17 protein-coding genes are annotated in these 21,330 nt (G+C 62.4%); 15 read left to right on the forward strand and 2 right to left on the reverse strand.

The genetic code is table 11. The features are described from left to right. Positions 1-156 precede the first annotated feature (156 nt). Both ACYVRZ_RS07180 and ACYVRZ_RS07185 read left to right on the forward strand, forming a co-directional pair. The gene (locus ACYVRZ_RS07180; RefSeq protein WP_262316669.1) at positions 157-849 is read left to right on the forward strand and encodes a 2,3-diphosphoglycerate-dependent phosphoglycerate mutase; all 693 of its coding nucleotides are present in this window, start codon (positions 157-159) and stop codon (positions 847-849) included. A gap of 112 nt (positions 850-961) precedes the next feature. Next, entirely contained in the window at positions 962-1,999 is a 1,038-nt protein-coding gene (locus tag ACYVRZ_RS07185) for a hypothetical protein (RefSeq protein ID WP_461225956.1), read from the forward strand. A gap of 143 nt (positions 2,000-2,142) precedes the next feature. Here the strand turns inward: ACYVRZ_RS07185 and ACYVRZ_RS07190 are convergent, their stop codons facing one another. Further along, positions 2,143-3,411, reverse strand: a complete 1,269-nt coding sequence (locus ACYVRZ_RS07190) for an MFS transporter (RefSeq protein ID WP_461225957.1) — start codon at positions 3,409-3,411, stop codon at positions 2,143-2,145. A 107-nt stretch (positions 3,412-3,518) separates the two neighbouring features. Between ACYVRZ_RS07190 and ACYVRZ_RS07195 the strand changes: the two genes are divergently transcribed. From ACYVRZ_RS07195 to ACYVRZ_RS07220, 6 genes are all read left to right on the forward strand, one after another. Continuing rightward, on the forward strand, positions 3,519-4,463 hold the full coding sequence (locus ACYVRZ_RS07195) for a helix-turn-helix domain-containing protein (RefSeq protein ID WP_461225958.1): 945 nt from the start codon (positions 3,519-3,521) through the stop codon (positions 4,461-4,463). Positions 4,464-4,571: 108 nt separating this feature from the next. Then, on the forward strand, positions 4,572-5,510 hold the full coding sequence (gene hprK / locus ACYVRZ_RS07200; protein ID WP_262316665.1) for an HPr(Ser) kinase/phosphatase: 939 nt from the start codon (positions 4,572-4,574) through the stop codon (positions 5,508-5,510). After that, positions 5,510-6,331, forward strand: a complete 822-nt coding sequence (gene lgt, locus ACYVRZ_RS07205) for a prolipoprotein diacylglyceryl transferase (RefSeq protein ID WP_461225959.1) — start codon at positions 5,510-5,512, stop codon at positions 6,329-6,331. Before hprK ends, lgt begins: the two co-directional genes overlap by 1 nt. A 25-nt stretch (positions 6,332-6,356) precedes the next feature. Next, complete coding sequence (locus tag ACYVRZ_RS07210; protein ID WP_262316663.1) at positions 6,357-7,397, forward strand: NAD(P)H-dependent glycerol-3-phosphate dehydrogenase; 1,041 nt, start codon at positions 6,357-6,359, stop codon at positions 7,395-7,397. A 53-nt stretch (positions 7,398-7,450) separates the two neighbouring features. Then, positions 7,451-8,413, forward strand: coding sequence for a thioredoxin-disulfide reductase (gene trxB, locus ACYVRZ_RS07215; protein ID WP_461225960.1), 963 nt, complete (start codon positions 7,451-7,453; stop codon positions 8,411-8,413). 737 nt (positions 8,414-9,150) lie between these two features. After that, positions 9,151-10,818, forward strand: a complete 1,668-nt coding sequence (locus ACYVRZ_RS07220) for a phospho-sugar mutase (protein WP_461225988.1) — start codon at positions 9,151-9,153, stop codon at positions 10,816-10,818. A 39-nt stretch (positions 10,819-10,857) separates the two neighbouring features. Here ACYVRZ_RS07220 and ACYVRZ_RS07225 read toward each other — a convergent pair whose 3' ends face one another. Further along, positions 10,858-11,355 (reverse strand): GNAT family N-acetyltransferase, encoded by a 498-nt coding sequence (locus tag ACYVRZ_RS07225; protein WP_461225961.1) that lies wholly within the window; start codon positions 11,353-11,355, stop codon positions 10,858-10,860. 142 nt (positions 11,356-11,497) lie between these two features. Here ACYVRZ_RS07225 and ACYVRZ_RS07230 point away from each other — a divergent pair, with 142 nt between their 5' ends. The 7 genes from ACYVRZ_RS07230 to whiA all read left to right on the forward strand — a co-directional run bounded on the left by ACYVRZ_RS07230 (position 11,498) and on the right by whiA (position 21,245). Beyond that, positions 11,498-12,133, forward strand: coding sequence for a YfbR-like 5'-deoxynucleotidase (locus tag ACYVRZ_RS07230; RefSeq protein ID WP_461225962.1), 636 nt, complete (start codon positions 11,498-11,500; stop codon positions 12,131-12,133). A 286-nt stretch (positions 12,134-12,419) separates the two neighbouring features. Beyond that, positions 12,420-14,429 (forward strand): excinuclease ABC subunit UvrB, encoded by a 2,010-nt coding sequence (uvrB, locus tag ACYVRZ_RS07235; RefSeq protein ID WP_461225963.1) that lies wholly within the window; start codon positions 12,420-12,422, stop codon positions 14,427-14,429. A gap of 4 nt (positions 14,430-14,433) precedes the next feature. After that, the gene (uvrA, locus tag ACYVRZ_RS07240; protein ID WP_461225964.1) at positions 14,434-17,292 is read left to right on the forward strand and encodes an excinuclease ABC subunit UvrA; all 2,859 of its coding nucleotides are present in this window, start codon (positions 14,434-14,436) and stop codon (positions 17,290-17,292) included. 299 nt (positions 17,293-17,591) lie between these two features. Continuing rightward, on the forward strand, positions 17,592-18,134 hold the full coding sequence (locus ACYVRZ_RS07245; protein ID WP_461225965.1) for an HdeD family acid-resistance protein: 543 nt from the start codon (positions 17,592-17,594) through the stop codon (positions 18,132-18,134). Positions 18,135-18,383: 249 nt separating this feature from the next. Next, complete coding sequence (rapZ, locus tag ACYVRZ_RS07250) at positions 18,384-19,268, forward strand: RNase adapter RapZ (RefSeq protein ID WP_461225966.1); 885 nt, start codon at positions 18,384-18,386, stop codon at positions 19,266-19,268. Continuing rightward, a complete protein-coding gene (locus ACYVRZ_RS07255; RefSeq protein ID WP_262316654.1) occupies positions 19,265-20,299 on the forward strand; it encodes a gluconeogenesis factor YvcK family protein in 1,035 nt (344 codons plus the stop codon). Before rapZ ends, ACYVRZ_RS07255 begins: the two co-directional genes overlap by 4 nt. Before the next feature lies 1 nt (position 20,300). Then, positions 20,301-21,245, forward strand: coding sequence for a DNA-binding protein WhiA (whiA, locus tag ACYVRZ_RS07260; RefSeq protein WP_461225967.1), 945 nt, complete (start codon positions 20,301-20,303; stop codon positions 21,243-21,245). Positions 21,246-21,330: the final 85 nt, after the last annotated feature.

A 21,330-nucleotide genomic window follows, 5' to 3' on the forward strand; every position in this document is an offset into this window, starting at 1 on the left:
CTTCGTGAGCTTTTTTACCGTAGTGTAGCAGATGCCGGGCGGCCGCACCAGCCGGCGCCTGCACTTTGAGTAGCACGCTTTTCAGAAATAGTGTATGATAAGTGGATGTAAAGCAGTCAGCCAGCTGACAAAAATTAAAAGCGAGGTAATCTCTAGATGGCAAAATTAGTGCTTATCCGTCACGGTCAAAGTGAATGGAACCTGTCCAACCAGTTCACCGGTTGGGTCGACGTTAACTTAAGCGAAAAAGGTGTTGAGGAAGCAAAGACGGCGGGTCGCAAGATCAAAGAAGCCGGCCTTGAATTCGATCAGGCGTACACCTCTGTTTTGACCCGCGCGATCAAGACGTTGCACTTTGCACTGGAAGAATCCGGCCAGCTCTGGATTCCAGAAACCAAGACCTGGCGCCTGAACGAACGCCACTACGGCGCTTTGCAGGGCCAAAACAAGGCCGAGGCCGCCAAGAAGTGGGGCGACGAGCAGGTTCACATCTGGCGTCGTTCCTACGACGTGCTGCCACCGCTTTTGAGCGCTGACGACGAAGGCTCCGCTGCGCAGGATCGCCGCTACGCCAACCTGGACCCTCGCATCGTGCCGGGTGGTGAGAACCTCAAGGTCACCCTTGAGCGTGTCATTCCGTTCTGGGAAGACCACATCGCCCCAGACCTGCTGGCCGGCAAGAACGTGATCATCGCCGCCCATGGTAATTCCCTGCGTGCCTTGACCAAGTACATCGAAAACATTTCCGATGAAGACATCATCAACCTCGAAATGGCCACCGGCGAACCCGTTGTTTACACCTTCAACGACAAGCTTGAAGTGACCGACAAGACCAAGCTGGGCAAGTAATTGCCTCAGACAGCCGCCACCGCGGCTGTTTTTTTGTCCTTAAGATTCCGTTGCGCGGCCGCAATCCGCGGCGGGATGTAGTAAACTATAAGGACAGAACAGGAGTGATAGCGTGAAAAGCAAATGGGTCAAACTCGCGGTTGCCTTGGCGGTGTCGGTCGTCGCCTTGGCCGGCTGCTTCGGCGGCAAGAAGGCGGCCGAAACCAAGCCAAGCACCTACCAAACGGCGCTTGCAGCCGGGGTGCAGGCGGTCAAGCACAACGACTTCGCCGGCGCCTTGGACCACTTCCAAGCGGCGGTGGCGGCCAAGAAGACCAAGGCCGCGGCGACCGATCTGGCGCAGACCAAGGCGTATCTGAAGGCGCAGACGCAGGAGCAGGCCGGCCGGCCCGTTGCCGCTCACAAGACGGTCAAACAGGCGCTCAAGCGCAAGCACGGCGCCAAGGCCTTGACCACCAAGCTCAAGGCCTACGCCAAGCGGCTGGCCAAGGTCGCTAAAAAGTACCGCCGCGCGGCCAGCCTGCTCAAGGAGGCCCAGGCCCAGGCGGATGCTGGCGAAACCACCCAGGCCAAGGAGACGCTCGCGCCGCTGGCCCCGCTTGATTGGAGCCAGGACTACCTCAAACGGCTCAAGGCCGATTACGACGCGCTGGTTCAAAAACTTGACGCCGCGTCGGCCAGCACCACGGCGGCTGCGTCCAGCGACAGCACCAGCAGTACCGCGACCAGCACCAGCAGCGCTGACGAGGGTAGCACCAGCGCCAAGGCCAGCGACCCGACCGCGACCGATCAGCCGCAGGTCAGCTGGACGCAGGCGGCCAAGGCCCAAGGTGGCGACGGCGACACCGGTGCGACCAGCGACACGAGCTCGAGCAAGGACACGACCACCGCGACGGCGCCTTCCGGCAACGACCTGAGTGCCGCCGACGTTCGCAGCGCCGTGTTGACCTACTTTGGCACCCAGCTGTCGGCCGCGGCGGTCAACGCCGTGCCGGACAGCGGCATCCTGCAGGCCTACAAGGACACGCTGGCCGTCGGTGGCGACGTCGGCTACACCGTCTCCTTGCTGGAGGAACGCTACCCAGATGTGGTGGCGACCACCAAGGCGACGACCACTACCGGTGACGACAGCACCGCCAACGGCAACTGAGTACGGCCAAAACACCCCGCCTCACCACGTATACGCGTGGAAAGGCGGGGTATTTGGTGTCGGCGGTTGGTCGCGCCGTGGCCTGTCCAGTGCGGTCAGCCACTGACGTTTGCAAGCGGTCGCCGCTGGTTGGTGGCAGCCGCTCAGTCGGCGGCCGGCTGGTGCAGCGCCAGCGCCACGGCGACGGCGGCCATCAAGGTGGCGCAGATGCCGTACACCAGCCAGGCGCTGGTCGGTTGGGCGAGGTTGGCGATGCCCAAGAACACGGCGGTGCCGGCTGGGGCGCCGATCATCACCAGCGTCTGCATGGCGGCGGAGACGGTGGCTAGGTGAGCGGCGTCGACGCGGCTCAAGACGACGGCAGACAGGCGCGGGTTGATTTTGCCGACCGGGTAGCAGGCCACGACGATTAAGGCGACCATCGCGCCGCGGTTTTGCCACCACACCAGGTTGGCCGACTCGGCGGCCAAGGCCGCCATGGTGACCGCGGCCAGGGCCGGCAGCGACCAGCGCTGCAGGCCATCGTGCATGAACAAGGCGGCGACGGTGGTGCTGAGGCTTGCAGCCACGCCGACCACGGCGACGGTGGTGCCGAAGCTGGCGCCGAACCACAGCCGGGGTACGTTGGCCAAAAGCACGGTGAGCAGGCCGTCCAGCCCGGTACCCAAGGCGTTGACCCCCAGGGCCAGGCCGATGATGCTGAACAAGAAGCGGTCTTGGGTGATGAACCGCAGCGCGTGACCGATGCCTTGACGCATGGATTCAATGGCCTGCGGGGCGGCGGTCTGCGCATCCTGGGCGGTTCGGTCGGCGGCGCGAAAGACGGCGCGGTCGTGCAAAAGCGCCAGGGCGGCCAAGGCGAAGCTTGCGGCGTTGATCAGGCCGAAGACGACGTAATTGTGGTGCAGCAGCACAATCAGGCTGGCCCCCAGCGCCTGGAAAACCAGGCTGATCAGGTTGCCGACACCGCTGAGCAGCCCGAAGCCTTGCTGGTACTCATCTTGGTTAGCCAACACGTGCTTTTGGTAGTGCATGACCAGGTTGCCGGTGAAGTCGGCCAGCAGATCCGACCCCAAGTTGATGGCCAACAGCACGGCGAACAGGCCCAAGGTACCCGGCGCCTGAATGATGAAGGCCAGCGCGACGTAGGCTACGGCCTGGACCAGCCGCAAGCCGACCATCGCGGTGAAGCGGCGCCGCGGGGCGAGGCGATCGGCCAGGTAGCCGCTGGGTACGGCCAGAAGCTGCGGCAACAAGTTGATCGCGGTGACCAACGACAGCGCCAGGGTTTTGAACGGCAGGGTCTGGGCGTAAACCAGAAAGACAAAGTTGAACAGCACCGAGCCGATGCTGGACAGGAAGCTGGCGTTGGCCAAGGCGCGAAATGGGCGGTTGTGCAGGTAGATGTTCATGACGATTCCTCCGTAGTCCGGTAATTGATGTATGGCCTCATGATAGTTGACGGCCGCCGCCGGTCGGTTCAAAATGTCATATATGACAAATAAAGTGGGGCGAGGACATGCCAACCGGATCGCTGTACCGCCAGATGCGCCAAAGCCGCGGCATCACGTTGCAAGACATTGAATTGGAAACCGGCCTGACCGCCTCGTTCGTCTCGCGCTTCGAGCGGGGGCGAACGGACGTGTCGCAGACCAATTTTATGAAGCTCTTGACCGCCATCAACGTGGCTGCGGCCGAGTTTTGGTTCGCCGCCAACCGTGATGGCCAACCGCCCGAGTTGGCGGGGGATGCGGCGCAGCTGTGGCTGGCTAAGCGGGAGCTGCCCTTCTTGCGGCCGTTCTTGGCCCGGGGGACATACGGCGGCGCTAACCTGGCCGAGATTCGCCGGGCCAAAGACGCGGCCGAGGCGACCTTTCGCGCCGCCCCGACGCGCAACCACCACTTCGCCTACCTGTTCTACCAGGGGATGCTCGCGGCCAGTGCGGCCGAACACATCACCGCCGACGTGGCTGCGGCAGGGCCAGTGATTCGCTACCTGCAGCAGGTTGACAGCTGGGGTGTGTACGAGGTGCAGCTCTTCCAGCTGTTCATGGTGATGATGCCGACCGCGGCTAACCTGCGCCTGCTCACCATCGGCGTCAAGCTCAGCCGCCGCCTCAAGGCCAACGCGCGGTACCGAACGCTGCCCTTTGACCTGCTCGTGGGGGATTTCACGGTGTTTGTGGCGCGGCGGGAGTTTGCCGCCGCGGCCGCGGTGCTGGCGCTGCTTCAAAAGGAGCCGAATTTCGGCGCCACGGCACTGGTGCGGCGCTTCCTCGCCGGCTGGCTGGCGATTCGCCAGGGCGATGTGGCCAGTGGCACCGCGACCTGCCAAGCGGCGATCGCCATGATGGCCGCCATCGAGCTGCCGAAGGATGCGGCGATGTGGCAGAATCGGCTGGACGCAATCCTGAAGCCCGACCACCGCGACCTGGTGCTGATCAACCTCGGTGGCAGCCAGTGAGCGGCGCCACCAGGGCCGCCGCACCGCGCTTTTGGCCCCGGCCCTGTTAAGTTAGGCCAAACGATGATAAAATTAGAGACAAACTATGGCGAAAGACAGGTGGACCCGATGGTAGAAAGTGTTTCAGTGCGCCAGCTCGTGACCGACACGAACCTGACCGTGTACAGCGGTGAGGCGTACCTAGATGAGCGCAAGGTGGTCGTGTCAGATATTTCGCGGCCGGGCTTGGAGCTGACCGGGTACTTCAATTACTACCCGCACGAACGCGTGCAGTTGTTCGGTCGCACGGAAAGCGCCTTTGCGCGGAACATGACTTCCGAAGAGCGGCTGGTGATTCTCAAGCGCATGGCCGCCGAGGACACGCCGGCGTTCTTGGTGTCGCGCGGCATCGAGCCGCTGGACGAAATGCTGATGGCCGCCGCGGCCGCCCACATTCCGGTGCTTGGCTCCAAGCTGTCCACCACGCGCCTGTCCAGCCTGCTGACGGATTACTTGGAAAGCGAGCTGGCCGAGCGGCGCAGCATGCACGGCGTCTTGGTCGACCTGTATGGGCTGGGCGTGATGATCACCGGTGACTCCGGGGTCGGCAAGTCCGAAACCGCGCTGGAGCTGATTCAGCGCGGCCACCGGCTGATCGCCGACGACCGCGTCGATGTCTACCAAAAAGACGAGCAGACCATCATCGGCGAGGCGCCGGCCATTTTGGCCCACCTGCTGGAGATTCGCGGCCTGGGCATCATCGACGTGATGAGCCTGTTCGGGGCCGGTGCGGTGCGGACCAACGCCTCGGTCGACCTGATCGTTCACCTGGAGAACTGGACGCCGGACAAGCAGTTCGACCGCCTGGGCTCCGGCGAGCAGAGCCAGCAGATCTTCGACGTCGCCGTGCCGAAGATCACCATTCCGGTCAAGGTCGGCCGCAACCTGGCCTCGATTATCGAGGTCGCGGCGATGAACTTCCGCGCTAAGTCCATGGGCTTTGACGCGACCAAGACCTTCGAGCGCAACCTGAACAACCTGATCAAGACGAACTCGGAGGACAAGTGATGTTCAATGCACTGAATCCAATCGCGCTGCGCCTGGGGGGCCTTGAGGTTCACTGGTACGGCGTGATCATCGCCGCCGGGGTGCTGCTTGCGGCCTACCTGGCGATGCAAGAGGCCAAGCGCCGCAACGTCAACGAGGATCACATCCTGAACCTGGTGCTGTGGGCGTTGCCCTTCGCCTTGATCGGGGCTCGGCTGTACTACGTGGCCTTCGAGTGGCCGTACTACGCGGCTCACCCCGGCGAGATTATCGCAATCTGGCACGGCGGCATCGCGATTTACGGGGCGCTGATCGCAAGCGTCATCGTGTTTCTCGTCTACTGTCACGCCAAGTGGTTGCCGGCCTGGCTGATCCTGGACATCGCCGCCCCGACCGTGATGATCGCCCAGGCAATCGGGCGCTGGGGCAACTTCATGAACCAAGAGGCGTTCGGCGCCAAGACGTCGCTGACCTTCCTGCAAGGGCTGCACCTGCCGCCGTTCATCGTGTCTCAGATGCTGATCGACGGCGCGTACCGCCAGCCGACCTTCCTGTACGAATCCGCGTGGAACGTCGCCGGTTTCGTCTTGATCATGAGCGTCCGGCACCACAAGGGCTGGTTCAAGCAAGGCGAGGTCTTCTTGTCCTACGTGATGTGGTACAGCTTCGGCCGCTTCTTCGTCGAGGGAATGCGAACCGACAGCCTGTACATGCTGCCGGGGCTGCGGGTCTCGCAGCTGCTGTCGATCGTCTTGTTCGCCGCCGCGGCCTTCATGTGGTGGTACCGGCGCCGGTTGGACCTGCCGTGGTACCTGGATGGCAACAAGTTGAACAACCTTTAACTTTAAACAAAATAGGAGTGATCTTTTGACTAAAAAAGTGGCCGTACTAGGCGCCGGTTCCTGGGGTACCGTCTTAGCGAACCTGTTGGTGGAAAATGGGCACGACGTCGCGCTGTGGACCAACAATCCCAAGCAGATTCCGGAAATCAACCAGCAACACACTAACACCCACTACCTGCCGGAGTTCCACCTGCACGAGGCCTTGCAGGCCACAACCGACCTGGCCGCGGCGGTGCAAGACGCCGATGTGATCTTGTTCGTCGTGCCGACCAACGCGATTCGCAGCGTGGCCACGCAGGTGATGCCGCTTTTGGCAGGCGCCGCCAAGCGGCCGATCATCGCCCATGCGGCCAAGGGGCTTGAGGTCGGCTCCAAGCTGCGCGTGTCGCAGGTGATTGAATCCGTGCTGCCGGCCGACCTGTACCAGGGGCTGGTGGTGATTTCTGGGCCGAGCCACGCCGAAGACGTCGCGACCAAGGACATCACGACGTTGACCGCGGCCTCCAAAGACTTGGCGGCGGCCCAGTCGATTCAAGACACGTTCATGAACGACTACTTCCGCCTTTACACCAACCAGGACGTGATCGGCGTCGAGTGCGGCGCCGCGTTGAAGAACGTGATCGCCATCGGGGCCGGGGCCTTGCACGGCCTGGGCTACGGCGACAACACCAAGGCGGCCTTGATGACCCGCGGTTTGGCCGAGATCACCCGTCTGGGCGTCAAAATGGGGGCCAATCCCTTGACCTTCATCGGCCTGTCCGGCGTCGGCGACCTGATCGTCACCTGCACCAGCGTTCACAGCCGCAACTGGCGAGCCGGCAACGCGCTGGGGCAGGGCCAGAAGCTGGCGGATGTGCTGGAGAACATGGGCATGGTGGTCGAAGGCGTCTCCACCGCCAAAGTCGTGCATGAGCTGGCGGCGCAGCTGGACGTCGAAATGCCGATTTCGGCCGCCATTTACCGGGTGCTGTACCAAGACGCGCCGATTGCCAGCGTGATCACCGACCTGATGGCGCGAGATGGCAAGCCGGAATTTGATTTCGACACGACTTTACAGCAGGACTAAAAGCGCGTATACTTACCTTTCGTAAGCAAACCAACCAAAAGGAGTTTTTGCCCATGTCTAAGCTTTATGATGTGATCGTGATCGGGGCCGGGCCCGGCGGCATGACCGCCGCCCTCTACGCATCGCGGGCGAACCTGTCCGTGTTGATGCTGGACCGCGGCATCTACGGTGGCCAGATGAACAACACCGCTGCCGTGGAGAACTACCCGGGCTTCAGCTCGATCCTCGGCCCGGAACTCGGCCAGAAGATGTACGACGGGGCGACCCAGTTTGGCGCAGAATACGCGTACGGCAACGTGACGGATGTGACCGACAAGGGTGAAGTCAAGGTCGTGACGACCGACGAAACCACCTACGAGGCCAAGGCCGTGATCATCGCCACCGGTGCCGAGCACCGCAAGCTGGGCATTCCCGGCGAGGAGCAGTACGGTGGCCGCGGCGTGTCCTACTGCGCGGTCTGCGACGGCGCGTTCTTCAAGAACCGCGAAGTCGTTGTGATCGGCGGCGGTGACTCCGCCGTCGAAGAGGGCCTCTACCTGACGGGCCTGGCGTCCAAGGTCACGGTGATCCACCGGCGCGACCAGCTGCGGGCGCAGAAGATCATCCAGCAGCGGGCCTTTGCCAACGAGAAGATGTCCTTCATCTGGAACGCCCAGGTCAAGGAAATTGTCGGCGATGACAACAAGGTGACCGGCGTGGTCTACCGCGACAAGGTGACCGGCGAGGAAACCACCGTGCCGGCCGCCGGGGTCTTCATCTACGTCGGCATCAAGCCGCTGACCGACAGCTTCCAGAACCTCGGGGTGCTGGACGAGAACGGCTGGATTCCCACCGACGACCTGATGGCTACCAAGGTGCCGGGCGTCTTTGCTATCGGCGACGTTCGTGCCAAGACCTTGCGCCAGATCACCACGGCCGTCGGGGAAGGCGGCCAAGCCGGCCAAAGCGCCTTCAATTACCTGCAGGGCCTGCAGGACGCGACGCTTGAGAACGGCGCCGTGCCGGCGGCCAACTAAACACGTACCAGCTGACGCGGCCGTCTGGCGTTTCCAGGCGGCCGCGTTTTGGGTCGCTGCATTCGCCTGTCGTTATTTATTTACACAAAATTTACCTAACATTTACACTGGCGTAATGGTAATCCCGGTCGCCTGGTGTTATTCTATTGCCGTAGAATTCAACAGCGCCTCTCGGTCGCACGGCCGACGCGTAGCTTAAGGCAGTCTACGGTGACTATCATTCTCATCCGATGAACGTTGGCCTATGTCAACCGCGTCCCGGGCGCGAGCGTCTAGCGATGGAGAAATTCTCGCAAGTGAAAACGGCTCTGGTTTGACTCCAATGATCCGCAACTGCCGGCTCCACCACAGTGCGTAACACCAACTGAATCGGTTCTACCCGTCGGCGGGGGCAGTCTGCCCTGCCGGTGGGTCGGTTCATCAATTCAATATCAACCGGGGACACTGTGGGGCAACCCGCGGTGTCCTTTGCGTGTGGCGGGGCGGCTGAAGGCGGGTGGCGCGAGGTGGCCAGCCAGCATTGGTCTACCCAGCACCGGGAACCACCGGTAAGCCGCAAGCGGCCGGCGAAAGCTTGGTGAGAATCGCGCTTATTTGTTGACTGGTCTTTCTCAAGTGAGATAATCTAAGCGAGATGACCGGTGGTGGCACCGGCACGACAATGAATAGGAGTTGAGCTTATGGGTTACAAAGAGAACTACGCTGTCTGGGCAGACGCGACGGGCATCGACCCACGAATGAGGCAAGAGGTGCTGGCGATGGCCGACGACCCCGAGACTCAAGAGGCCGCCTTCTCCGCCCCGATGGCCTTTGGGACCGCGGGCATGCGCGGTATCATCGGGGCCGGCATCGGCCGCATCAACCTGTACACGGTGCGGCAGGCGACCGAGGGGCTGGCCCGGTTCATGGACACCCTGCCGGCGGCGCAAAAGCAGGCCGGCGTGGCGATCAGTTTTGACTCGCGCTACGAAAGCACCGCGTTCGCCCAGGAGGCGGCCGGGGTCTTGGGGGCGCATGGCATTCCAAGCTTCGTGTTCGACAGCCTGCGCCCGACGCCGGAGCTGTCCTTTGCGGTGCGGTACCTCAAGACTTACGCCGGCATCATGATCACGGCCAGCCACAACCCGAAGGCCTACAACGGCTACAAGATCTACGGGCCGGACGGCGGCCAGATGCCACCGGAGGAATCCGACCGCATCACCGAGTACGTTCGGTCGGTGACGGATCTGTTCGCCATCAAGGCGCTTGACGTCCACGAGCTGCGGCGCCAGAAGCTTTTGACCCCGATCGGCGAGGACGTCGATGAGGCCTACTACGCGCAGGTCGCCACGGTCACCATCAACCACGACCTGATTGCGACCACCGGCAAGGACATGAGCCTGGTTTACACCCCGCTTCACGGCACCGGCCGCATCCCGGCCCAGATGGTGCTGCGCAACGCCGGCTTCGCCAACTTCCAGCTGGTGGCCAAGCAGGCGGTGGCCGACCCCGAGTTCGCCACCGTGCCGTTCCCGAACCCGGAATTCGCGCAGGCCTTTGACATGGCCATCGCGCTGGGCAAAAAGAGCCAGGCCGACGTTTTGATCGCCACGGACCCCGACGCCGATCGCCTCGGCACCGCGGTGTGGACCGGCGATCACTACCAGCTGTTGACCGGCAACCAGATTGCCAGCCTCCTGCTCCACTACATTTTGGAGGCGCGGCGGGCGGCCGGCACCCTGCCGGTCAACGGGGCGGTGGTCAAGTCCATCGTGTCCACCGAGCTGGCCACGGCGATTGCCAGGGACTACGGCGTCGCGATGATCAACGTCGAAACCGGCTTCAAGTTCATCGGCGATCAGATCAAGCAGTACGAGGAAACCGGCAGCCACGAGTTCCTGTTCGGCTTCGAGGAAAGCTACGGCTACCTGATCAAGCCGTTCGTGCGGGACAAGGACGCGATTCAGTCCACCGTGCTGCTCGCCGAGGTTGCGGCCTACTACAAGAGCCGCAACATGACCCTGTGGGACGGCATCCAGGCGCTTTACCAAAAGTACGGCTACTTCGCCGAAAAGACGGTGGGGGTCGACTTTGAAGGCGTCGATGGCGCGGCGCAGATGGCCGCGTTGATGACCAAGTTCCGCGAGCACCAGCCAAAAGACTTCGCCGGCGTCGCCGTGGCCGAGGTTCAAGACTACAAGGCTCAAACCACGACCAAGGCCGACGGCACTAAGCAGGCGATCGCCATGCCGGTGTCCGACGTCTTGAAGTACGTGCTGCAAGACGGCACCTGGATCGCCATTCGGCCGTCCGGCACCGAGCCTAAGGTGAAGTTTTACGTCGGCACCAGCGCCGAGCACAAGGCGGCGGCCGAGCAGAAGCTCGCCGACTTCGAGGCCGCGCTGACCGCCTTTCGTCAGGAATAAGTCGCGCCACTAAAAAATCACCCCGCGGGGTGATTTTTTTTAGGCATCGAAGCGGCGACCCAAGATATCCAGGTCGCGTCGCACCCCGTCTATCAAGGCGACCTCAGGCAGGTGGCCCCAAGTGGCAAAGCCGTTCCTGGCAAACAGGCGCTGGCTCGCTTGGTTGTGGTGGAACACGAAGGCAACGATGGTGTCAAGGTCCAGTCGCGTGAGCTGGGTGAAGACAAAATCCAGCGCCGCCTGGCCGAGGTGGCGGTGCTGGCAGGCTGGGTCTAGGTAGATGCTGATTTCGGCGGTGTGGGCGTAGGCCGGCCGCCCGTAGAAGTTCTCCAGGCTGACCCAGCCGGCTAAGGCGGCGCCGTCGTGAATCAGCCAGATGGGGCGGCGTTCGGCGTTGAACTGGGCGAACCAGGCGGCTTTGGCTCCGACGGTCACCGGCTCGAGGTCTGCGGTGGCGAGGCGGCCGGGAATCGCGGCGTTGTAGATGGCGACGATCGCCGGCAGGTCGGCGGTGGTGGCAAGGGTAAAGGTCGGCATGGCGTGACTTCCTTTTTGCGTGATTACGTCGAGCTTAACTAAGGGCGCCCGGGGATGCAAGGCATTTTGTCAGCAATTCTCACTTGCATCGCCGGCCGGTTGGTGATAGCATAGTAAAAATTTACCTAGGAGGCTACAAGACATGGGGATGCACCAGTTCATTCAGGGACTCAACAACTTAGAGACGCTGCGCCGGGCGCCGGGATTTTTCAAGTACGCGGAGCACAGCGTGGCGGCTCACAGCTTCAAGGTCGCCGAGATTGCCCAGCTGCTGGGCGACATCGAGGAGAACGCCGGCAACACGGTCAACTGGCAGCGCCTGTACGAAAAGGCGCTGAACCACGACTACACCGAGCGCTTCATCGGCGACATCAAGACCCCGGTCAAGTACGCCACCCCGGCGCTGCGGGCGATGCTGGCCGACGTCGAGGAATCCCTGACGGAGAACTTCATCCAAAACGAGATCCCCGCCGAGTTCCAAGAGGCCTACCGGCGGCGCCTGTCGGAAGGCAAGGACAACACGCTGGAAGGCGAGATTCTGAGCATCGCCGACAAGGTCGACCTGTTGTACGAATCCTTCGGCGAAATCGAGAAGGGCAACCCGGAGCGAGTCTTCGTCAGCATCTACACCGAAAGCCTGGCGGTGATCATGTCCTTTGCAACGCGGCCTTCCGTGCAGTACTTCCTCAAGGACATCCTGCCGGACATGCTCAACGAGGAGTTCGCCGACCGCGACATGCTGACCAAGCTGACCCGCGCGATCATGGACAAGCAGTAGCCTAGCGGCGCCGGGGCGACCGCCGCGGCGACCCGCGACCTGGTAACCGGCGCGAAGGGACGGCGAGGCGGCCATGCGGTGGCGGCACGCGCTCGCCGCTGGCAACCAGGCCGGTCACTGGGCCCTAACTGGTCGGCGACCGGGCCGCAACCGCGACTGCCGAAACGGGTCGCGAAAGTATGTTCGCTATGCTATAATAAGTACCAGTCAGAAGTTGGAATTTCGGTTCCGACTTTTTTATCGCGTCAAACATGACGCCACAATCTTGGGTACGGGAGGAATCGCAATGATCGAACGCATGGCAAACCGCAAATTCGACCTGGTCGCGCCTTACGGGCCGGCCGGGGACCAGCCGCAGGCGATCACCAAGCTGACCGCCGGCTTTGAGGCCGGGGAGAAGGAGCAGATCCTGCTGGGGGCGACCGGGACCGGGAAGACCTTCACGATGGCGCAGGTAATCGCCAAGCGCAACCGGCCGACTCTGATCTTGTCGCACAACAAGACCCTGGCCGGCCAGCTGTACGGCGAGTTCAAGGAGTTCTTCCCGCACAATGCGGTCGAGTACTTCGTGTCCTACTACGATTACTACCAGCCCGAGGCCTACGTGCCAAGCTCGGACACCTACATCGAAAAGGACTCGGCGATCAACGACGAGATCGATAAGCTGCGCCACAGCGCGACTTCCGCCTTGCTCGAGCGCAACGACGTGATTGTGGTCGCCTCGGTGTCCTCGATCTTTGGCCTGGGCAGCCCGGACGAGTACCGCGACCACGTGCTGTCGCTACGCACCGGCATGGAAATCGACCGCAACACGCTTTTGCGCCAGCTGGTCGACATCCAGTTCGACCGCAACGACATCGACTTTCAGCGCGGTCGCTTCCGCGTTCGCGGCGATGTGGTCGAGATCTTCCCGGCCAGCCGCGACGACCACGCGATTCGCGTCGAGTTCTTCGGCGACGAAATCGATCGCATCACCGAGGTCGACGCGCTGACCGGCGAGGTGGTCGGCGAGCGCGAACACGTCGCGATTTTCCCGGCGACGCACTTCATGACCTCCGACGACCAGCTGGAGCACGGGATCGAAAGCATCTCCAAGGAGCTGGAAGAACGGCTCAAGGAGCTGACCGACGCCGGCAAGCTGCTGGAGGCCCAGCGGCTGGACCAACGCACGACCTACGACATCGAGATGCTGCGGGAGATGGGCTACACCAACGGCATCGAGAACTACTCGCGCCACATGGAAGGGCGCAAGGCCGGCGAGCCGCCGTACACCCTGCTGGACTTTTTCCCCAAGGACTTCATGATAATGGTCGACGAAAGCCACGTCACGATGCCGCAGGTGCGGGGGATGTACAACGGCGACCGGGCCCGGAAGCAGACCTTGATCGACTACGGCTTCCGCCTGCCCAGCGCCTTGGACAACCGGCCGCTGAAGCTGCCGGAGTTCGAGTCGCACGTCAATCAGATTCTCTACGTTTCGGCGACGCCGGGCCCTTACGAGATGGACCGGGTCCCCAAGTCCCAGATTGCCGAGCAGATTATTCGCCCGACCGGCCTGCTGGATCCGACCATCGAGGTGCGGCCGATCATGGGCCAGATCGACGACCTGGTGTCCGAGATCAACGTTCGCGTCGAGAAGCACGAGCGGGTGTTCATCACGACCTTGACCAAGAAAATGGCCGAGGACCTGACGGATTACCTTAAAGAGCTGGGCATCAAGGTCAAGTACCTGCATTCGGACATCAAGACCCTGGAGCGAACGGAGATCATCCGCGACCTGCGGCTGGGCAAGTTCGACGTGCTGATCGGCATCAACCTGCTGCGTGAAGGGATCGATGTCCCCGAGGTGTCGTTGATCGCGATTCTAGACGCCGACAAGGAAGGCTTCCTTCGCGCGGAGCGGTCTTTGATTCAGACCATCGGCCGCGCCAGCCGTAACGCCCACGGCAAGGTCATCATGTACGCCGACAAGGTCACCGACTCGATGGACGCCGCGATCAAGGAGACCCGGCGGCGCCGCGAGATTCAAGAGGCCTTCAACGAAGCGCACCACATCACGCCCAAGACCATCATCAAGCCGATCCGCGACTCGATTCATAGCCTAGACACCAGCGGCAAGGACGAGACGGACAAGGACAAGAGCTTCGCCGAGGTCGACCTGCACGACATGACCAAGGCGGAGAAAAAGCAGCTGGTCGCCAACCTGCGCAGCCAGATGCAGGCGGCGGCCAAGAAGCTCGACTTCGAGCAGGCAGCAACGCTGCGCGACACGATCCTAGAATTGGAAGCAGAGTGAACAAATGGCAAACGATAAAATTGTGATTCACGGCGCTCGGGCGCATAACCTGAAGAACGTCGACGTGACGATTCCCCGCAACAAGCTGGTCGTGATGACCGGGCTGTCGGGCTCCGGCAAGTCCAGCCTGGCCTTCGACACGCTTTACGCGGAAGGGCAGCGCCGCTACGTCGAGAGCCTGTCGGCGTACGCCCGGCAGTTTCTGGGCCAGATGGACAAGCCGGATGTCGACTCGATCGACGGGCTGAGCCCCGCCATTTCGATCGACCAAAAAACCACCAGCAAGAACCCGCGCAGTACCGTCGGCACGGTGACCGAGATCAACGACTACCTGCGCCTGCTGTGGGCGCGAATCGGCCACCCGATCTGCCCCAACGACGGCACCCCGATCGTGTCCCAAAGCGTCGAGCAGATGGTCGACCGGGTTCAAAAACTCCCGGACAAGACCCGCATCCAGATTCTCAGCCCGATCGTTCGCCACAAGAAGGGTAGCCACAAGAAGGTCCTGGAAAAGATCGTCCGGGAAGGCTACGTGCGGATGCGCGTCGACGGTGAGGTGATGGACGCGACCGCTGCTTTGGAGCTGGACAAAAACAAGTTCCACGACATCGACATCGTGATCGACCGCATCGTGACCAAGCCCGAGGTTCGCTCGCGCCTCTTTGACTCGTTCGAAGCGGCGTTGCGCCTGGCCGAAGGTTACGCCACCGTCGACGTGATTGGCGGAGACCCGCTAGTGTTTTCCGAGCACTTCGCCTGCCCGCTGTGCGGCTTCACCATCGGCGTCTTGGAGCCGCGCCTGTTCTCCTTCAACGCGCCGTTCGGGGCCTGCCCGGAGTGCGACGGCCTGGGCCAAAAGCTGACGGTCGACGTCGACTTAGTGGTGCCGGATCGCGACAAGACGCTGGCGGAAGGGGCGATTGCGCCTTGGTCGTCGGCCACCTCTGTTTACTACCCGTCGATGCTGGAACAGGCGGCTAAGGCCTTCAAGGTGCCGATGGACAAGCCCTTTGGCAAGCTGACCGAACGTCAGCAAGACCTTATTTTGAACGGCAGCCACGGCAAGGTCTTCCACTTCCACAGCCACAGCGACTTCGGCGGCGTCAAGGACCAAGACGTGCCGTTCGAAGGGGTGCTCAACAACGTCGAGCGGCGCTACCACTCCAACAACTACGCGTTCGGCTCCGATCAGATGCGCCAGTACATGACCGCCTTGGTCTGCCCGGTTTGCCACGGCAAGCGGCTGAACCGCCAGGCCCTGGCCGTCAAGGTCGAGGGCCACGACATCGCCGAGGCCTCCGACATGTCGATCAAGGATGCGCTGCCGTTTTACCAAGGCATCACGCTGTCTGACAACGAGAAGGTAATCGCCCAGCCAATCGTCAAGGAGGTCGCCGACCGGCTGACCTTCCTCAAAAACGTCGGCCTGGATTACCTGACCCTGAGCCGCGCCGCCGGCACCCTGTCCGGCGGGGAGGCCCAGCGCATCCGCCTGGCCACCCAGATCGGCTCCAACTTGTCCGGGGTGATGTACATCCTCGACGAGCCGTCGATCGGCCTGCACCAGCGCGACAACGACCGGCTGATTCGCTCGCTGAAGAAAATGCGCGACTTGGGCAACACGCTGATCGTGGTCGAGCACGACGAGGACACGATGCTCGCCGCCGACTACCTGGTCGACGTCGGTCCCGGCGCCGGCGACAACGGCGGTCGCATCATGGCCGCCGGCACCCCCAAGCAGGTGATGCGCTCGACCAAGTCTTTGACCGGGCAGTACCTGGCCGGCAAGAAGTTCATCCCGGTGCCGACCAAGCGCCGCGCCGGCAACGGCGAATCGATCCGCCTCTTTGGTGCCGCGGCCAACAACCTCAAGCACATCGACGTCGAATTCCCCCTGGGCAAGTTCATCGCCGTTACCGGCGTCTCCGGCTCGGGCAAGTCGACGCTGGTCAACGGCATCCTCAAGCGGGTGCTGGCCCAAAAGCTCTATCGCAACTCCGAAAAACCCGGCGCCTACGACCGCATCGAGGGCTACGACCAGATTGAAAAGCTAGTCGACATCGACCAAAGCCCGATCGGCCGCACCCCGCGGAGCAACCCGGCGACTTATACCGGCGTGTTCAACGACATCCGCGCCTTGATGGCCCAGACTCAAGAGGCCAAGCTGCGCGGCTACTCGCAGGGGCGCTTTTCCTTCAACGTCAAGGGCGGCCGCTGCGAGAACTGCAAGGGCGACGGCATCATCAAAATCGAGATGAACTTCCTGCCCGACGTCTACGTGCCGTGCGAGGTCTGCCACGGCAAGCGCTACAACTCCGAGACCCTCGAGGTCACCTACAAGGGCAAAAACATCGCGGAAATCCTCGACATGACGGTTGACGAGGCGGTCAAGTTCTTCGCCCCGATTCCCAAAATCGCCCGGAAGCTGCAAACCATCGTCGACGTCGGCCTGGGCTACGTCACCATGGGCCAAAGCGCCACCACGCTGTCCGGCGGCGAGGCCCAGCGCATGAAGCTCGCCTCCGAGCTGCAAAAGCTCTCGACCGGCAAGAACTTCTACATCCTCGACGAGCCGACCACCGGCCTGCACACCGACGACATCCGCCGGCTGCTGGGCGTCTTGCAGCGCCTGGTCGACGAGGGCAACACGGTGCTTGTAATCGAGCACAACCTGGACGTGATCAAGACCGCCGACTGGCTGATCGACCTGGGACCGGAAGGCGGCGACGGCGGCGGCACGGTAATCGCCACCGGCACCCCGGAGACCATCGCGCAAAACACCAAGAGCTACACCGGAATCTACTTGCGCCCAATCCTCGAACGCGACGCGGCTCGCACCGCGGCCGCCGCGGCCGAAAAATAACGGCGGCGCCGGGGCCAACCGGCCGCCGCGCGTCACGCTGGCCGATTCGCGGTCGCGGGGTTAGCACCGGCGGCGGCCCAAGACACCGCCGTGGCAATTGCCCCGGTGACCGCCGCCGGGCTGCCCCACCGGTTTCGTCGGCCGCCGGCTCGCGCAATGGCGCGGCCTGAACACCGCGCCACCGCGGCGAACGAATTAATAACGCCAAGCACCGACCAACCCGTCGCCCAACCGCGACGGGTTTTGCTTGTGTCGGGTCGCTGGGGCCAGTACAATAAGGGCAAGAAAGTGGTGAGAGAATGTTCAATCGACAAGCACATTTTGGTTTTGACTGGGGCGAATTCATTACCGGCATCGCCCTGATTATCGCGGCGGTGGTGATGTTCCGCAATCCCGGTGCGACGCTGTTGACGCTGACCTTCATCTTCGCAATCATCGCGATCATCCGCGGCATCGCGACGCTCGCCGGGTTCAACAAGCTGCGCGAGTACACCGGCAAGAAATCGTGGCTGTCGCTTCTGGCCGGCGTCTTGGACATCGGCCTGGGCGTGGTGTTCTTGTTCAACCTGGTGACGGCGGCCTTGACCTTGTCCTACCTGTTTGCGGCGTGGTTCTTGGTCGATGCGATTGCCAACCTGTTCAACATCGGTCACCTGCGCCAGGCTGGGATGGGCTGGCTGATTCTGGACCTGCTCTTGGACCTGTTCACGGTGGCCGTCGGGGTGCTGCTGTTGATGCAGCCGGTGGTGTCGGCGGTCGGCATGGTGTCGCTTCTGGCGATCGCCTTTGTGCTGTTCGGCCTCAACGCGATTATCACGGCCTTTGCCCGGCGCCAGCTGTAGCGGTCCGGGTCAAACACGCGAGCCTGATGAGGGCTCGTTTTTTTGTGCCGCGGCCGGCGAACGTGGGGACGCGTCGCGCAGGGGTGGTGACCCCGCGTGACACACCGGGCAGCGCGACGGGGGCGGTGCGGCAAGCCGAGCGACCCTAGAATTTGCGCGGGACGAGGGCTGCGGCTGGGAATGACACGCCCGGCATGTTATAATTGAATTATTAAACGCAGGCTTGGCCTGACGAAAGAAGGAATAGCGATGAGCGATAGCCTGAACCTCGTGGTGATCACCGGCATGTCCGGCGCCGGCAAAACCGTGGCGATGCAGTCTTTTGAAGACCTCGGCTACTTTTGCGTCGACAACATGCCACCGGCGCTTTTGCCCAAGTTCTGGGAGCTGGTGAAGGAAAGCGGCAAGATCGACAAGGTCGCCTTGGTGGTGGATCTGCGGTCCCACGCCTTTTACGACCAGATTCTCGACATGCTGACCGGCCTGGACAAGGCCGCCAATGTCGCGACCAAGATCCTGTTTCTCGACGCGACCGACGCCGAGCTGGTGTCGCGCTACAAGGAGACCCGCCGCAGCCACCCGCTGGCCATGGAAGGCCGGCTGATGGACGGCATTCGCAAGGAGCGCAACCTGCTCACCGAGCTGAGAAACCGCGCCCAGGTGGTAATCGACACCACCAACCTCAGCCCCCGCCAGCTGCGCGAGAAGCTGTTTTTGACCTTCAAAACCACGGATCACCCGACCTTCCACCTGGAAGTGATGAGCTTTGGCTTCAAGTACGGGCTGCCGATCGACGCCGACATCGTGATGGACGTGCGGTTTTTGCCCAACCCGTATTACGTGCCGGAGTTCCGCAACCAAACCGGCAAGGACCAGCCGGTTTACGACTACGTGATGCAGCAGCCGGCCGCCGAGAAGTTCTACCAGGAGTTCTACACGCTCTTGGCCGACGTGATGCCGCAGTACCAGCAGGAGGGCAAGTCGAGCGTCACCATCGCGATCGGCTGCACCGGCGGCCAGCACCGCAGCGTCGCCTTTGCCGAGCGCATCGGCAAGGCCTTCGCCGCCGATTACCCGGTCGACATCACCCACCGCGATGTCAATAAGCGCAAAGCGACGGTGAACCGCTCATGACCGCAGACAATGATCGCACCATCCGCGTGATTCGCGGCCGCCGCCCCAAGGTGGTCGTGATCGGTGGCGGCACCGGCCTGCCGGTGATCGTCAAGAGCCTGCACGAGCAAAACGCCGACGTGACCGCCATTGTGACGGTGGCCGACGACGGCGGCTCAAGCGGCGTGATTCGCAACTACATCAACGTCGTCCCGCCTGGCGACATTCGCAACGTGTTGGTCGCCTTGTCCGACCTGCCGCAGCTGTACCTGGACATCTTCCAGTACCGCTTTTGCTCCGGCGACGCCTTTTTCGCCGGCCACGCGATCGGCAATCTGATCATCGCGGCTTTGTCCGAGATGCGCAGCGGGATTTTCGATGCGGTGCAACAGCTCTCCCAGATGATGAAGGTCGACGGCCACATTTACCCCGCCGCCGACCGGCCGCTGACGCTTCACGCCGATTTTGACGACGGCACCAGCCTCGCCGGCGAGGCGGAGATCACCGCCGCCGACAAGAACATCACCCGCGTCTTTGTGACCGACACCGCCACCGGTGAGGCGCCGGCCGCCGTACCCGAGGTGATCGACGCGATCATGGCCGCCGACGTCGTGGTGCTCGGCCCCGGCAGCCTGTTCACCAGTATCCTGCCCAACCTGATGATCAAAAACCTCGGTGAGGCGGTGCTGAAGACCCGAGCCGAGGTGATCTACATTGTCAACATCATGACGCAAAAAGGCGAAACCGAGCACTTCAGCGACGCCGACCACGTCAAGGTGCTCAACGACCACCTCGGCGCCAACTTCGTCGACACCGTGCTGGTCAACATCGCCCCGGTGCCGGCGCATTATCTGAACCACCAGAAGTACGACGAGATCCTGGGCCCCGTGCGGTCCGACTACCAGGCGCTGCGCCACATGGGCTGCCGGGTGATCTCGGCCGACTTCCTGCGCCTGCGCGACGAAGGCGTGTTCCACGACGGCGACAAGGTCGCCCAAGAAATCATGAACCTCGCTTTTCAGGTGGGGACGATGAAGAAACGGAGGCGGTGACATGGCCAGTTTTGCCAGTCTCGTCAAAAAGGAGCTGACTGGCCTCGAGGTTCACCCCGAGCATGCCAGAGCGGAGCTATCCGCCCTGATTCGCATGAACGGCAGCCTCGGCATTCAAAACCACCAGTTCGTCTTGAACGTGCAGACCGAAAACCCGGCGATCGCCCGGCGCATCTACAGCCTGATTCGCCAGCTCTACCACCACGAGGCCAACCTGATCGTGCGGCGCAAGATGAAGCTCAAGAAGAACAACCAGTACGTGGTGCGGCTGGCCACCGGCGTCAACGCGCTGCTCGAAGACCTCGACATCCTGGCCGGCGACACCATGGCGATTCAGACCGCGGTGTCGCCCAAGGTGCTCAATGAGGACCAGCGCGAACGCTCGTACCTGCGCGGCGCCTTTTTGGCCGGCGGTTCCGTCAACAACCCGGAGACCTCGCGCTACCACCTGGAGATCTACTCCCTGTACCAGGACCACAACGACGGCATCCTCAAGATGATGAACGACTTTGACCTCAACGCGCGAACCGTCGAGCGGCGCAGCGGCTACATCGTCTACCTCAAGGAGGCGGAGAAAATCGCCGACTTCCTGCAGCTGATCGGCGCGACCAACGCGATGCTGAAGTTCGAAGACGTGCGAATCGTTCGCGACATGCGCAACTCGGTCAACCGGTTGGTCAACTGCGAGAATGCGAACCTGAACAAGACCATCGACGCGGCCCAACGCGCGATCGAAAACATCCAGTACCTCGCGGATCACGGGGTCTTGGAGACCCTGCCGGAGAAGCTGCGCGAAATCGCGGTGCTCAGGCTGGCGCATCCCGAGGTGTCGCTCAAGGAGCTGGGGGAGATGGTGCCCAGCGGCGCGATTTCCAAGTCCGGCATCAACCACCGGCTGCGCAAGCTCAACCAGATTGCCGAAGGGGCCCAGGCCCCGGCGGTGTGACACGCGAAAACGACCCCTGCGGTCGTTTTTTTATCAGTATCGTGTTGCAATTGCAATACGTTCTGGTATACTGAAACGTCGAAGG

This window comes from Lacticaseibacillus suihuaensis (assembly GCF_054785075.1).